Origin of the sequence: Microtetraspora glauca (assembly GCF_040656155.1) — a bacterium.
In the GTDB taxonomy this organism is placed as follows: domain Bacteria; phylum Actinomycetota; class Actinomycetes; order Streptosporangiales; family Streptosporangiaceae; genus Microtetraspora; species Microtetraspora glauca.
On sequence record NZ_JBFALK010000018.1, the window covers coordinates 140,887 to 153,901 of the forward strand.

Annotated in this window: 13 protein-coding genes; 5 read left to right on the plus strand and 8 right to left on the minus strand. The window is 70.4% G+C overall.

The genetic code is table 11. From position 1 onward, the window contains the following. The first annotated feature begins 9 nt into the window (after window positions 1–9). From rhaI to AB0I59_RS29750, 4 genes are all read left to right on the plus strand, one after another. Window positions 10–1,167, plus strand: a complete 1,158-nt coding sequence (rhaI, locus tag AB0I59_RS29735; RefSeq protein ID WP_061260065.1) for an L-rhamnose isomerase — start codon at window positions 10–12, stop codon at window positions 1,165–1,167. A 55-nt stretch (window positions 1,168–1,222) separates the two neighbouring features. After that, window positions 1,223–3,301, plus strand: coding sequence for a bifunctional rhamnulose-1-phosphate aldolase/short-chain dehydrogenase (locus tag AB0I59_RS29740; protein WP_061260064.1), 2,079 nt, complete (start codon window positions 1,223–1,225; stop codon window positions 3,299–3,301). A 106-nt stretch (window positions 3,302–3,407) separates the two neighbouring features. Beyond that, window positions 3,408–4,835 carry an L-fucose/L-arabinose isomerase family protein gene (locus tag AB0I59_RS29745; protein ID WP_358138191.1) on the plus strand — a complete coding sequence of 476 codons (1,428 nt, stop codon included), beginning with the start codon at window positions 3,408–3,410 and terminating at the stop codon, window positions 4,833–4,835. Between the two features lie 185 nt (window positions 4,836–5,020). Further along, window positions 5,021–5,449, plus strand: coding sequence for a nuclear transport factor 2 family protein (locus AB0I59_RS29750; protein ID WP_061260063.1), 429 nt, complete (start codon window positions 5,021–5,023; stop codon window positions 5,447–5,449). On the opposite strand, the gene AB0I59_RS29755 is transcribed toward AB0I59_RS29750, so the two are convergent. The 6 genes from AB0I59_RS29755 to pip form a co-directional block, all read right to left on the minus strand. Continuing rightward, window positions 5,429–5,977 carry an ATP-binding protein gene (locus AB0I59_RS29755; RefSeq protein WP_061260062.1) on the minus strand — a complete coding sequence of 183 codons (549 nt, stop codon included), beginning with the start codon at window positions 5,975–5,977 and terminating at the stop codon, window positions 5,429–5,431. The two genes, AB0I59_RS29750 and AB0I59_RS29755, sit on opposite strands and share 21 nt — an antisense overlap. Next, window positions 5,974–6,168, minus strand: a complete 195-nt coding sequence (locus AB0I59_RS29760) for a DUF5999 family protein (protein ID WP_061260165.1) — start codon at window positions 6,166–6,168, stop codon at window positions 5,974–5,976. Before AB0I59_RS29760 ends, AB0I59_RS29755 begins: the two co-directional genes overlap by 4 nt. Before the next feature lie 130 nt (window positions 6,169–6,298). Further along, window positions 6,299–7,483, minus strand: a complete 1,185-nt coding sequence (locus AB0I59_RS29765) for an acyltransferase family protein (RefSeq protein ID WP_061260061.1) — start codon at window positions 7,481–7,483, stop codon at window positions 6,299–6,301. A gap of 203 nt (window positions 7,484–7,686) precedes the next feature. Continuing rightward, window positions 7,687–8,430: an SAM-dependent methyltransferase gene (locus AB0I59_RS29770; RefSeq protein ID WP_358138194.1), complete on the minus strand. Its 744-nt coding sequence runs from the start codon at window positions 8,428–8,430 to the stop codon at window positions 7,687–7,689. 54 nt (window positions 8,431–8,484) lie between these two features. Then, a complete protein-coding gene (locus AB0I59_RS29775) occupies window positions 8,485–9,228 on the minus strand; it encodes an MOSC domain-containing protein (protein WP_061260059.1) in 744 nt (247 codons plus the stop codon). 124 nt (window positions 9,229–9,352) lie between these two features. Beyond that, on the minus strand, window positions 9,353–10,315 hold the full coding sequence (pip, locus tag AB0I59_RS29780; RefSeq protein ID WP_061260058.1) for a prolyl aminopeptidase: 963 nt from the start codon (window positions 10,313–10,315) through the stop codon (window positions 9,353–9,355). A 240-nt stretch (window positions 10,316–10,555) separates the two neighbouring features. Between pip and AB0I59_RS29785 the strand changes: the two genes are divergently transcribed. After that, the gene (locus tag AB0I59_RS29785; RefSeq protein WP_061260057.1) at window positions 10,556–10,978 is read left to right on the plus strand and encodes a hypothetical protein; all 423 of its coding nucleotides are present in this window, start codon (window positions 10,556–10,558) and stop codon (window positions 10,976–10,978) included. Window positions 10,979–11,097: 119 nt separating this feature from the next. On the opposite strand, the gene AB0I59_RS29790 is transcribed toward AB0I59_RS29785, so the two are convergent. Further along, window positions 11,098–11,703, minus strand: a complete 606-nt coding sequence (locus AB0I59_RS29790; RefSeq protein ID WP_358138197.1) for a response regulator transcription factor — start codon at window positions 11,701–11,703, stop codon at window positions 11,098–11,100. Next, window positions 11,700–12,974, minus strand: a complete 1,275-nt coding sequence (locus AB0I59_RS29795; protein WP_358138199.1) for a sensor histidine kinase — start codon at window positions 12,972–12,974, stop codon at window positions 11,700–11,702. The genes AB0I59_RS29790 and AB0I59_RS29795 overlap by 4 nt, the downstream gene beginning before the upstream one ends. Between the last annotated feature and the right edge of the window lie 41 nt (window positions 12,975–13,015).

The following is a 13,015-nucleotide window of genomic DNA, read 5'->3' on the forward strand; positions in this document are numbered from 1 at the left end:
GGGGGTTCGATGAGCGACATCAAGGCGGCGCTGCGGCAGCAGTCCATCGAGACGCCGTCGTGGGCGTACGGCAACAGCGGCACCCGGTTCAAGGTGTTCGCGCAGGAGGGCGTGCCGCGCGACCCGTACGAGAAGCTGGCGGACGCCGCCCAGGTGCACGCGTTCACGGGAGTGGCGCCGCGGGTCTCGCTGCACATCCCGTGGGACAAGGTGGACGACTACGGCGATCTGGCCAGGCACGCGTCCGAGCTGGGCGTGCGGATCGGCGCGATCAACTCCAACGTCTTCCAGGACGACGACTACCGGCTGGGCAGCGTCACCAACCCGGACCCGGCGGTGCGCCGCAAGGCCCTGGACCACCTGCTGGAGTGCGTGGACATCATGGACCTCACCGGGTCCGACACGCTGAAGCTGTGGTTCTCCGACGGGACGAACTATCCCGGCCAGGACGACATCCGCGCCCGCCAGGACCGGCTCGCGGAGGCGCTCTCCGCCGTGTACGACCGGCTGGGTGAGGGGCAGCGCTTCCTGCTGGAGTACAAGTTCTTCGAGCCCGCGTTCTACGTCACCGACGTGCCCGACTGGGGCACGGCGTACGCGCACTGCCTGCGACTCGGGCCCAAGGCCCAGGTCGTGGTGGACACCGGGCACCACGCGCCGGGGACGAACATCGAGTTCATCGTGGCGTTCCTGCTGCGCGAGGGGAAACTCGGCGGGTTCGACTTCAACTCCCGCTTCTACGCCGACGACGACCTGATGGTGGGCGCGGCCGACCCGTTCCAGCTCTTCCGCATCATGTACGAGGTCGTGCGCGGCGGCGGGTACGGCCCGGACTCCGGCGTGGCGTTCATGTTGGACCAGTGCCACAACATCGAGCCGAAGATCCCCGGCCAGATCCGGTCGGTGATGAACGTGCAGGAGGCCACCGCCAAGGCACTGCTCGTGGACGGCGACGCGCTGGCCGCGGCGCAGGCGGCGGGCGACGTGCTCGGCGCGAACGCGGTCCTGATGGACGCCTACAACACCGACGTCCGCCCGCTGCTCGCCGAGCTCCGCGAGGAGCAGGGCCTGGACCGCGACCCGATGGCGGCGTACGCCCGCTCGGGTTACTTCGAGAAGATCCGCACCGAACGAGTGGGCGGCCGGCAGGCCGGCTGGGGTGCCTGAGAACACCGAGGCACCGCGCAACCGTGACGCCTGAGAACACTTTGGGGGATATTTCATGACTTCGCCGGTTGAAGAGCTGCTGAACCGGTCGCACGCACTCGGGGCCGACCCCCGGAACACCAACTTCGCCGGGGGTAACACCTCGGCCAAGGGTGTGGCCGTGGACCCGGTGACCGGCTCCGACGTCGAGTTGATGTGGGTCAAGGGGTCCGGCGGCGACCTCGGCACGCTGGCCGAGTCCGGCCTCGCCGTACTCCGGCTCGACCGGCTGCGCGCGCTGACCGGCGTCTACCCGGGCGTCGAGCGCGAGGACGAGATGGTCGCCGCGTTCGACTTCTGCGCGTTCGGCCTGGGCGGGGTGGCGGAGCCGGGACGGACACAGCGTGGCGCGGCGCCGTCCATCGACACCGCCATGCACGGCCTGGTGGAGGCCGCGCACGTGGACCACCTCCACCCGGACGCGGGCATCGCGATCGCGACCGCCGCCGACGGCGAGGAGCTGACCCGGCGGATCTTCGGTGACCGGGTGGTCTGGGTGCCCTGGCGGCGGCCCGGTTTCCAGCTCGGCCTGGACATCGCCGCGATCAGGAGGGAGCACCCGCAGGCCATCGGGTGCATCCTGGGCGGCCACGGCATCACCGCGTGGGCCGACACCTCCGACGCGTGCCAGGCGAACTCGCTTGAGATCATCCGTACCGCCGAGGCGTACATCGCCGAGCACGGCAGGCCGGAGCCGTTCGGGCCGGTCCTGCCCGGTTACGAACCGCTGGCGGAGGAGGACAGGCACGCGCGGGCCGCCGCGCTGTTCCCGCTCATCCGCGGCCTGGCGAGCACCGACGCGCGGCAGGTCGGCCACTTCACCGACACCCCGGAGCTGCTGGAGTTCCTGTCCCGGGCCGAGCACCCCCGCCTGGCCGCGCTCGGCACGTCCTGCCCGGACCACTTCCTCCGTACCAAGGTCGCCCCGCTCGTGCTCGACCTCCCCGCGACCGCGTCGCCGGAGGAGGCCGCGGCCCGGCTCCGCGAGCTGCACGCGGTCTACCGCGAGGAGTATCGCGCGTACTACGACCGGAACGCGTCGCCCGACTCCCCGGCCATGCGCGGCGCCGACCCGGCGATCGTGCTGGTCCCCGGCGTCGGCATGTTCTCCTTCGGCAAGGACAAGCAGACCGCCCGGGTGGCCGGCGAGTTCTACCTCAACGCCGTCAACGTGATGCGCGGCGCCGAGGCCGTCTCCTCCTACGCGCCGATCCCCGAGGCGGAGAAGTTCCGGATCGAGTACTGGGAGCTGGAGGAGGCCAAGCTGCGCCGCCTGCCCGCGCCCAAGCCGCTGGCCGGGCGGGTGGCCCTGGTCACCGGCGGCGGGTCCGGCATTGGGGCCGCCACCGCGCGCCGCCTCGCCGCCGAGGGGGCCTGCGTGGTCGTCGCCGACCGCGACCTCGCCGCGGCGGAGAAGGTCGCCGCCGAGCTCGGCGCCCGCGCGTACCGGGCCGCGGACGTCGCGGTGGCCGTGGGCGTGGACGTGAGCGGCGAGGAACAGATCGCCGCCGCGTTCGGGCAGGCCGCGCTGGCCTTCGGCGGCGTCGACCTGATCGTCAACAACGCCGGCCTGTCACTCTCGCGCTCGCTGCTGGAGACCACGGTCCAGGACTGGGACCTGCAGCACGACGTGATGGCGCGCGGATCCTTCCTGGTCTCCAGGGAGGGCGCCCGGATCATGATCGACCAGGGCATGGGCGGAGACATCGTCTACATCTCGTCCAAGAACTCGGTCTTCGCCGGCCCCAACAACGTCGCGTACGGCGCGGCGAAGGCCGACCAGGCGCACCAGGTACGGCTGCTCGCGGCCGAGCTGGGCGAGTACGGCATCCGCGTCAACGGGATCAACCCCGACGGCGTGGTCCGCGGCTCGGGCATCTTCTCCTCGGGCTGGGGTGCCAACCGCGCCGCCGTGTACGGCGTGCCGGAGGAGAAGCTCGGCGAGTTCTACGCCCAGCGGACCCTGCTCAAGCGCGAGGTGCTGCCCGAGCACATCGCGGCGGCGGTGTTCGCCGTCACCGGCGGTGACCTGTCGCTGACCACCGGACTGCACATCCCGGTCGACGCCGGAGTGGCGGCGGCCTTCCTTCGTTGAGCAACGGCGTTCTTCGCGCCGAGGACCGGGCGTTCTCCGCGCCGGTCCTCGGCGTGCCGGCGATCGTTCCTCGACGTTCCGACGCCATCCCCCGAGAGGACGTGCCATGACCATCGAACTGGATCGGATCAGCCCTCCGCGCACGCGGGTAGGGCTGGTCGCCGGGGGACTCGGCGCGTACTGGCCGCAGTTCCCCGACCTGCTGCCGCAGCTGCGGCGCTCCGCCGACCGCGTGTCGGAACGGATGCGCGATCTCGGCTGCGACGTCGTGGACGTGGGCTTCATCTCCGACGCCCAGGAGGGCGCGGCGGCGGCGGAGCGGCTGCGCGAGGCGGGCTGCGACATCATCGTCGGCTTCCTCACCACGTACATGACGGCGACGATGCTCGTCCCCGTCGCGCAGCGCAGCGGCGCTCCGGTGCTGCTGATCAACCTGCAGCCGACCGAGTCGATGGAGCACGCCACCTTCGACACCGGGCAGTGGCTCGCGTACTGCGGCGCCTGCCCGCTGCCGGAGATGGCGAACGCCTTCACCCGCTGCGGCATCCCGTTCCGCTCGGTCTCCGGCTACCTGGAGGACGAGCGGGCCTGGTCGAAGATCGGCCGCTGGGTCAGGGCGGCGGGGGTGCGGGCGGCGCTTCGCCGCGGACGGCACGGCCTGATGGGCCACCTCTACCCGGGCATGCTCGACGTCGCGACCGACCTCACCCTCGTCACCGCCAACCTCGGCGGTCACGTCGAGGTCCTGGAGTTCGACGACCTCCGCGTACGGGTGGAGAAGGTCACCGACTCCGAGGTCACGCAGCGGATGGACCTGGCCAGGGACGTCTTCGAGCTGGCCGACACGGTCAACGAGGACGACTTCTCCTGGGCGGCACGCGTGTCCGTCGGCCTCGACCGGCTGGTGGACGACTTCTCGCTGGACAGCCTCGCGTACTACCACCGCGGTCTGGACGGCGAGATCCACGAGCGGCTGGGCGCCGGGATGATCCTCGGCGCCTCGCTGCTCACGGCCCGGGGTGTGCCCACGGCCGGCGAGTACGAGCTGCGCACCTCGCTGGCGATGATGATCATGGACCGGCTGGGCGGCGGCGGCTCGTTCACCGAACTGCAGGCGCTCGACTTCACCCGTGGACACGTCGAGATGGGCCACGACGGGCCGGCCCACCTGGCCATCAGCGCCCGGCGCCCGCTGCTGCGCGGGCTCGGCGTCTACCACGGGAAGCGCGGTTGGGGCGTGTCGGTCGAGTTCGACGTGGCGCACGGTCCGGTCACCGCGTTCGGGCTGCTGCACAAGCCCGACGGCAGGTTCGGTTTCGTCGTGTCCGAGGGCGAGGTCGTGGACGGCCCGCTGCTGCGGATCGGCAACACCACCTCGCGGGTCGACTTCGGCTGCGACCCCGGGGAGTGGGTCGACCAGTGGAGCGCCACCGGGATCTCCCACCATTGGGCGCTCGGCGTCGGGCACCGCGCGGCCGAGCTGCGCGCCGTGGCCGACCTTCTCGGCGTGGACCTGGTCGAGGTCGCTCCGTGATTTCGCGCTCTTCAGGAGTTCACCAGCTATGGGTCGCCGCAGCGGCCTGACGCAGCGTCCCGTAGCTGTCCCGTCGCTGGGTCTCGTAGCTGGGGCCGGGGGGTCCCGCCGGTGCGTCGTACCATTTCGCGTAGGGGGGCGCGCAGGGGGAACGGTACGACGACCACCGGCGGGAAGGGGGCGCCATGACCCAGGCCCGGGAGGTTCTGGACAGGCATACGGCCGCGTTCAACGACCACGACATCGACGCGCTGCTGCGCAATGTCAGCCCGGCCGCGGTGTGGATCAGCCCCGAGGGCCCGGCGGAGGGACACGAGGAGATCGCCTCGTACATCGGGCAGTTCTTCGCCGCGTTCCCGGACGTCCGCGCGATCGTGTGGGAGACGGTCGACCACGGCGACCTCGCGGCCGAGGAGCTGATGATGGTCGGCACCCACGAGGGCACCTATCTGATGCCCGGCGGCCGCGCGGTCCCCGGAACGGGACGGCCCATCCAGCTCCGCTGTTGCGCCATGTGCACGGTCGAGGACGGCCTCATGGTCAGCATGCGCTTCTATTTCGACCAGCTTGAGCTGCTGGCCCAGCTCGGCCTCCTACCGGAGGCCGACGTCTGAGCGTGCCGACAGCTCGAACCACACGATCTTGCCGGTGGGCGTGGGGTCGCTACCCCAGCAGCAGGAGAGCAGGTCGAGCATGCCCAGCCCGCGACCCCGCTCGTCGTCGTCGTCCGCCTCGCGGATGCGCGGCGGGTTCCGGTCGGCGTCCTCGACCTCGCAGCGCAGCAGGCCCTCCGTGAAGAAGAGGGAGAGCTGGACGGGGCCGTGGGTGTGGCGCAGCGCGTTGCCGGCCAGCTCGCTGACGAGCAGTTCGGCGACGTCGATCGTGTCCTGCGGCAGGCCCCACGTGCTGAGGCGGGCGCGGGTCACGCGCCTCGCCATGCAGGTGGAGGCCAGGCGCTGCGGCAGCTCCCAGGTGGCGGTGAGCTCCTCGGGCGCACGCTCAGACTCGCGGGAGGGCCGGACGGCCTCGGTCTCGGCCTTGACCCACGCGCGGTCCCAGTCGACGGCCCAGGTCCGCCGTGCCGAGAACGCCGAAGTGGCCGGGGCATTCCGCACGCCCGCGGCCGCGATGTCGATGGTCATGCCGCACACCCCGAAAGCTTCCGGTCGGCCGGGACACTGCGCCCGTCGGGCAGCAGCTCACCGCTGTCGTCGAAGACCACCACGCCGTTGCAAAGCAGGCCCCAGCCCTGCTCCGGGTGGTAGGCCACCAGGATGGCCGCCTCGTGGTCGGAGGCGGAGGCGGGAGGGCAGGAAGGCCGGTGCTTGCACATCATGTCGTCCTTCGGGAGATCCTCGCTGGTCGTGGTGGTTTTCTTCCACCATCAGGATGCCCAAGGGAGCGACCACGTCGTGAGGGGATAAACCCCCATATGGGTACGTATTCTCCGCTACCCACTCGCGCTAACCAATGGTAATGCGGTCCCGGGGAGGGGAGGGGACCGCGGGGCGTCCCTTCGCCAGGCGGCGGCCGACCCGCTGCATCGGCAGCTCGACGAACCGGTAGGTCAGCCAGCTCACACCGCACACGGCGGCGAGGACGCCGAGGCCGAGCCCGAGTTGGACCACCACGGGGAACCTGAGCGGATCGCCCGCGACGAAGAAGAAGAGCCGCAGCAACGGCATGTGCAACATGTAGACCGAATAGCTGATCAACCCCAGCCAGGCCAGGCCGTACGGGAGGTGCCGGCCGCGCAGGGCGTAGAAGAGGCAGAACGTGCCCCCGGCCAGGGCGACCGTCATCAGGTTGGCCATCCCGTTCACGGTCACCGGCTTCATGAAAGGGGTCAGGCAGATCAGGAACGCCACCCCCAGTACGGGCCAGATCCCCGATCCCTGACCGCGCTCCCATCGGTGGATCACCGTGCCGGTGAACATGACCGCCAGGACCATCGCCCCCTGCCAGGGCACACGGCTGCCCACCACGACGAGCGCGATGGCGAGCGTGCCCAGGATCACCGCTCCCGCCGTACGGACCCTCCCGGAGCCGAACAGGACGCCGCCCAGGCCGGCCAGGAGCACCGCCAGCACGACGACGGGCACCACCGGACCGCCGAGCAGGCCCCGGGTCGGCATGGCGAAGGCCACCAGGACCGACAGCAGCCCGAACGCCAGGGCGAACAACCCGCTGCGCCGGTGCACGCCCGCCACGAACAGGGCGGTGACGAGGATGTAGAAGACCATCTCGTAGGACAGCGTCCACATCGGCTCGGTGAACGCCCAGGAGCCGGTGACCTCCATCAGCATCGTGATGTGCCCGACGAGGTCGATGTTCTTGCGCAACGGCGCGATCGAGGCCATCGCGAGGACGATCACGATGGTCAGGACGTACAGCGGATAGAGGCGGAAGACCCGGCCGATCCAGAACGCCCGCACGTCGCCCCTGCGCTCCAGCGATGCGGGGATGATGTACCCGCTGACCAGGAAGAACACCAGTACGCCGTAGTTGCCCAGGTTGAACCAGGTCGGTCGGACATCGGGCAGGAAACGGTACGTCATGTGTTCGAGGAGCACCGCGGTCGCGCCCAGCCCGCGCAACGCATCGAGCCACCTATATCGGGTTATGGGCGGCTGGTCGTCAATCGGCACTCATGTCACATTAAAGGATGCGCAATGTGCGCGCAGAGGGAGTGCCAGGTTCGACCGGATGTGATCCCCCTCCGGGGAGGGTTTCGTGGATCTCGGCCGCCAGGGCGACAGGCGGCGACCGGCCAGGAAGATCCACGAAACGCGGGAGTCGTGGCGGACCGGGTCCGTGCGCGGCAGGGCGTGACCGGCCGGAGACGACCCGGCTAGCGGGTACGGCGCAGCAGGAGCGAGACGAAGCCGAGGACGCCCCGGTATCCCTTCAGCCACATGTCCCGGTGGTCGAGCGCGGCCTCGCGCGCCGCCGTGCCGTCGGGGCCGGGGTTCTCCTCGGCCCAGCGGAGCAGGGTTCCGGTCCAGGACCACTCGTAGTCGTCCCACTCCCCGAGCTCGCTGGTGTGGGCGTAGACGGTGACGTAGCCCGCGCTCTCGGCCCGCGCCACGGTCCCGGCGAGATCGGCGTAGTCATCCGGATCGTCGACCAGCGCGAGCGCCTCGGGGGTGGGCGTCCGCTCCCAGAATCCTTCACCGACCAGGGCGAGGCCGCCGGGACGCAGGTGGCGGGCGATCGCCTCCATGGTCGGGACGAGTCCGCCGAAGGCGTGCGTCGCTCCCGCGCAGAACACGAGGTCGTACGGGCCGTCGTCGCCGGTGAACTCCGTGGCGGACGCCTGGTGCAGGCGGATCCGGTCGGCCACCCGCCCCTCCTCGGCGGCCTCGGCGGCGGAGGCGAGGGCGTGGGCGGAGATGTCCACACCGTCGGCCGTCGCGTCCGGATAGAGCGCGAGTGCCCGTAGCGTCCACTGGGCCCCGCCGCAGCCCAGATCGAGGATCCGCGCCCCCTTGGGCAGCCGGGCACGGGTGAGCAGGCGGTCGATATGGGCTTCGCTGATGGGCGACGCGATGGGGTGGTCGTCGTGCGCGATGTGGCTGATCAGATCACGTTCCATCCGCAGACCTTTTCCTATGCTGCGCCCGGAACGCCACTGAATATCCCTTGTGGGCTATCGGTGCGGCTGTCGCCGGACTTCGGCGGCCGCGCCGACGCGCACCGTTCCCGGATCGGTCACCCGCATGATCACGCCGAACTTGTTCTCATGGGCCGTGATGAGATGCTTCTGCAGCTCCGGCCAGCGTTCCCGCCCCTGCGGATCCCAACTCGGTACGGCACAGCGGATGCAGGGCCCCGTGTGGTCGCCCGTCACCTCCAGGACGGCCCCGCCCACCGAGATCACGGTGCCCTCCGTGAACGACTCCTCCGCGAACGCGGGCGCGTCGGTGACCAGGTGGACGTTGGGGCGGAACCTGTCCAGCTCCACCTCCGCGCCCATCTCCTCCTCCAGGCCGCGCAGGGACGCCTCGAAGGTCACCAGCACCGTCGGGCCCCGGTCCTGCTGGCCGTCCGCCGCCCGGAGCGAGAGCGGTACGCCGTACGAGCCGGTCAGCTCGGCGGGCAGCTCGGGATCGTCCCACGCCCACGGCACTCCGCCGGGCGAGTAGAGCACCGGAGGCCCCGGCGGCTCGGGAGAGCCGTCGCAGGTCGCCGGGTACGCGGCCTCCCAGGCCAGCATCCCGGGCGACTGCCGTACCGTGAGCCGCCTGCCCGCGTGCGCGGGACGCTCGTCGATGAGCGCGTACGCCCGGTCGCCGGCCAGCCCCCGGTGATCCAGCAGCGCGGCGGCAACGCGCTCCCCGCGCAAGGACTTGACCGGCCAGCGGTACAGGCCGTCGACGGTTCCCCGATACATGCCTCGATTTTAGGGGCTGTCTGGTAAATCGGACGTAGCGGTGTAAAGCCCCTGTTTGCGAGAGGCGCTTGGCGAGGTCCCCGCAGCCTGGACCTCACGGTCCCCGCGAACGCCGGTGCTCCGTTCAGCGGCGCCGGGCGAATCGATCGGTCGCCTCGATGAGGCGGTCCAGGATGCCGGGTTCCGAGTAGGCGTGTCCCGCGTCGTCGACGATGTGGAACTCGGCCTCCGGCCAGGCCCGGTGCAGGTCCCACGCGGTCGCCGCCGGAGTGCACATGTCGTACCGCCCCTGCACGATGACGCAGGGAATGTGCCTGATCCGGTCGATGCCGCGGAGCAACTGCTCCTCCGAGAAGAAGCCGCCGTTCACGAAATAGTGGCTCTCGATCCTGGCGAACGAGACCGCGTAGTCGTCGTCGGCGTGCTTGGCGATGATCCCGGGATCGCGGTGCAGCGTGATGGTCGAGCCCTCCCACACGCTCCAGGCCCGCGCCGCGGGAACCCGTACGGCGGGATCGGGATCGTTCAGCCGCGCGTGGAAGGCGGCGATGAGGTCATGCCGCTCGTCCTCCGGGATCGGCGCGACGTAGCTCTCCCACAGGTCGGGATAGACCATCGAGGCCCCCTCCTGGTAGAACCAGCGCAGCTCGACCGGCCGCAGCGTGAAGACGCCGCGCAGCACGAGCTCGGACACCCGGTCGGGATGGCTCTGCGCGTACGCCAGGGAGAGCGCGCTGCCCCAGGACCCGCCGTACACCTGCCACCGGTCGATCCCGAGATGCTCGCGGAGCCGCTCCATGTCGGCGACCAGATGCCAGGTCGTGTTGTGCTCAAGGGACACCGCGGGATCGGACGCGTGCGGCCGGCTGCGCCCGCAGTTGCGCTGGTCGAACAGCACGATGCGGTACGCCTCCGGATCGAACTGGCGGCGGTGCTCCGCGGTGCAGCCGCCTCCGGGACCTCCGTGGACCATGACGACGGGCTTGCCCCGGGGGTTGCCGCACACTTCCCAATAGACCTGGTTGCCGTCGCCGACGTCGAGCAGGCCGGAATCGTGGGGTTCGATCGGTGGATATAGCGTCCTCATGAGCGGTCATTATGATCCGTCGTCACCCCGGGTCGGCGCTCGGCGGCACCGCTGTCCCACGATCCCTGTCACCACCACCTGCTGTCTCCCGGCTCGCTGTTCCCGCGAGCCGCTGTTCCAGGCGCGTTCCGGTGGCACAGCCCCGCCCTCGCGGCGATCAATAAAAGTTCAAGCGGGGGATACCGGGGACGCCACCGGGTAGGGCGGACAGACCGGATGAATCGCTCTTCGGGGGACGACATGAGGTTTCTTGTCCGGCCACACCAGATTCCCGTACGGCTGGCCACCGGGCTGTTCATGCTGAACTCGGGACTCAGTAAGGCGTCCGCGGACGAGGAGACCGCCGCCGGTCTGCACGGGATGGCCTCGGGGACCTATCCCTTCCTCAAGGACATGGACCCCATGTCCTTCGTCAACCTGCTGTCCAAGGCGGAGATCGCGCTCGGGGTGGCGTTGCTGGTCCCGGTCGTCCCGTCGGTTCTCGCGGGAGCCGCGCTCACCGCGTTCGCCGGTGGACTGGTGGGCCTGTACCTCAAGACGCCCGGTCTGCGGGAGGAGGGCAGCCTGCGGCCCACGCGGGAGGGGATCGCGATCGCCAAGGACACCTGGCTCGTGGGCATCGGCGCCAGCCTTCTCTGCGAGGAGCTCGGCCGCCGCGACTGAGCGACCCGAAGGGCCGGCGAGATCGATCCGAAGGGGTCAGCGGATCACGGCCCTCCTGCCACAACGACGAAGTTCTCCGATCGGATCGGCATGTGCCCCCTCCTGTACGCGGACTCGGGTCAGAGCCAGCCCGCGTCCTGGGCCACCCGGATGGCGTCGATCTTGTTGCGTGCGCCGGTCTTGGCGATCGCGCTGGTCAGGTAGTTCCGAACAGTGCCGGCGGAGAGGTGCAGGCGCCCCGCGATCTCTTCCGCCGCCGAGCCGTGGGCGGCCTCCTTGAGCACGGTCGTCTCCCGGGGCGTCAGCGGGCTCGCGCCGTACTCCATCGCGGACGCGACCAGTTCGGGATCCAGGACGCGCAGGCCCTGCGCGGTACGGCGAATGGCGTCGGCGAGCCGGTCGCCGGGGGCGTCCTTGACGAGGAACGCCTCGATGCCGACCGACAGGGCGCGCCGTACCTGTCCGGGCTGGCCCATCGCGGTGAGCACCAGGATCCGGCAGGAGGGCAGGCGGTCGCGCAGCTCGGCCGCGGCGGTGATGCCGTCCACGACGGGGAGGTCGATGTCGACGACCGCCACGTCCGGTCGCGCGCGGAGGGCCTCGGGGACGATCTCGTCCCCTCTGGTCACCTCGGCGACCACGTCGATGTCGGATTCGAGACGCAGCAGCGCCGTCAGCGCCGCTCTGATCATATGCATGTCCTCGGCGAGCAGCACCTTGATCACGCCGGCACCTCCGTTCCCGCCGCTCCGGGAGCCGGTACGGCCAGGGGCACCTCCATGACCAGGCGGAACCCGCTGTCGCCGACGCGCTCCGCGAGCAAGGATCCGCCGATCTGGGCGGCCCGCTCACGCAGCCCCGCCAGCCCGTTGCCGCCGCCACTACCGGCGGGGCCGCCTTCCCCCGGAACGCCGGTCTGCTTGGCACTGCCCTGCTTGGCACTGCCCTGCATGGCACTGTCCTGTTTGGCGCCGCCTGCCGAGGCGCCGGTTCCCGAGGCGCCGGTTCCCGAGGCGCCGGTTCCCGAAGCGCCGGTTCCCGAAGCGCCGTCGTTCACCACCTCAAGGCGTACGGCACGGCCCCGGCGGGAGGTGCTGATCGAGCAGGTGGTCGCGCGGCTGTGCCGTACGACGTTGGTGACGCCTTCGCGCACACCCCAGGCGAGGGTCTCGCCGGCGGCTTTCGGAAGCTCGATCTCGGCGAGGTTGACGTGGCAGTCGACGCCGGAGGCCTCAAGCAGCGCCGTGGCCCGGTGCACCTCCTGCGTCAGGGACATCTCCCTGAACCCGCGGGCCACCTGCCGTACGTCCTGCGCGGCGTCCCTGGCGACCCGGACCAGCTCGTCGAGCTCGCCGGAGGCCATGACGGGGTCACGTTCGACGAGCCTTCTGGCCAGGTCGCCCTTGAGCGCGATGGCGGACAGGCTGTGTCCGAGCCCGTCGTGGAGATCGCGGGAGATGCGCAGCCGTTCCTTCAGCACCGCGGCCTCGGCGAGATCGGCACGGGCCCGTTCGAGTTCCCTGGTCACGACCACGAGCCGGGTCACCGCGTAGATCACGAATCCGGTCACGAAAACCGTGATCGCGTAGTAGAAGCCGCTTCCCACGGTGCCGCCCGGCGTGACGGTGAACACCCAGGCGTGCACGGCCATGGCGCAGGCCACGATCGGCAGGGCCACGGCGAACCGCAGGCGGAGCAGCACCGCCCCCATGAGGATCGGAACCATCGGGGCGATCCAGTAGTGGCCGAACGCGAGCATCGGCGCGTAGGTGGCCACCGCCTGCACGAGGAGAGCGACCGGGAACCCCCGGAAGGCTCGTTCCCGCAGGGCCGCGCGTATCTGAAGGTAGTGGGGGACGAAGAACCCGGCCATCGCCGCCACCATGATCCCGTCGTACAGCAAGGAGCCGAACATCAGGACCGAGGCGATCATGGTGATCGTGAATCCCACCGAGATCGTGCCGACCACGGCGATGGCCAGGGTTTGCGAACTCATACGCATGACGTCCCGATTATGGCTGGATCGACTATGGCCGA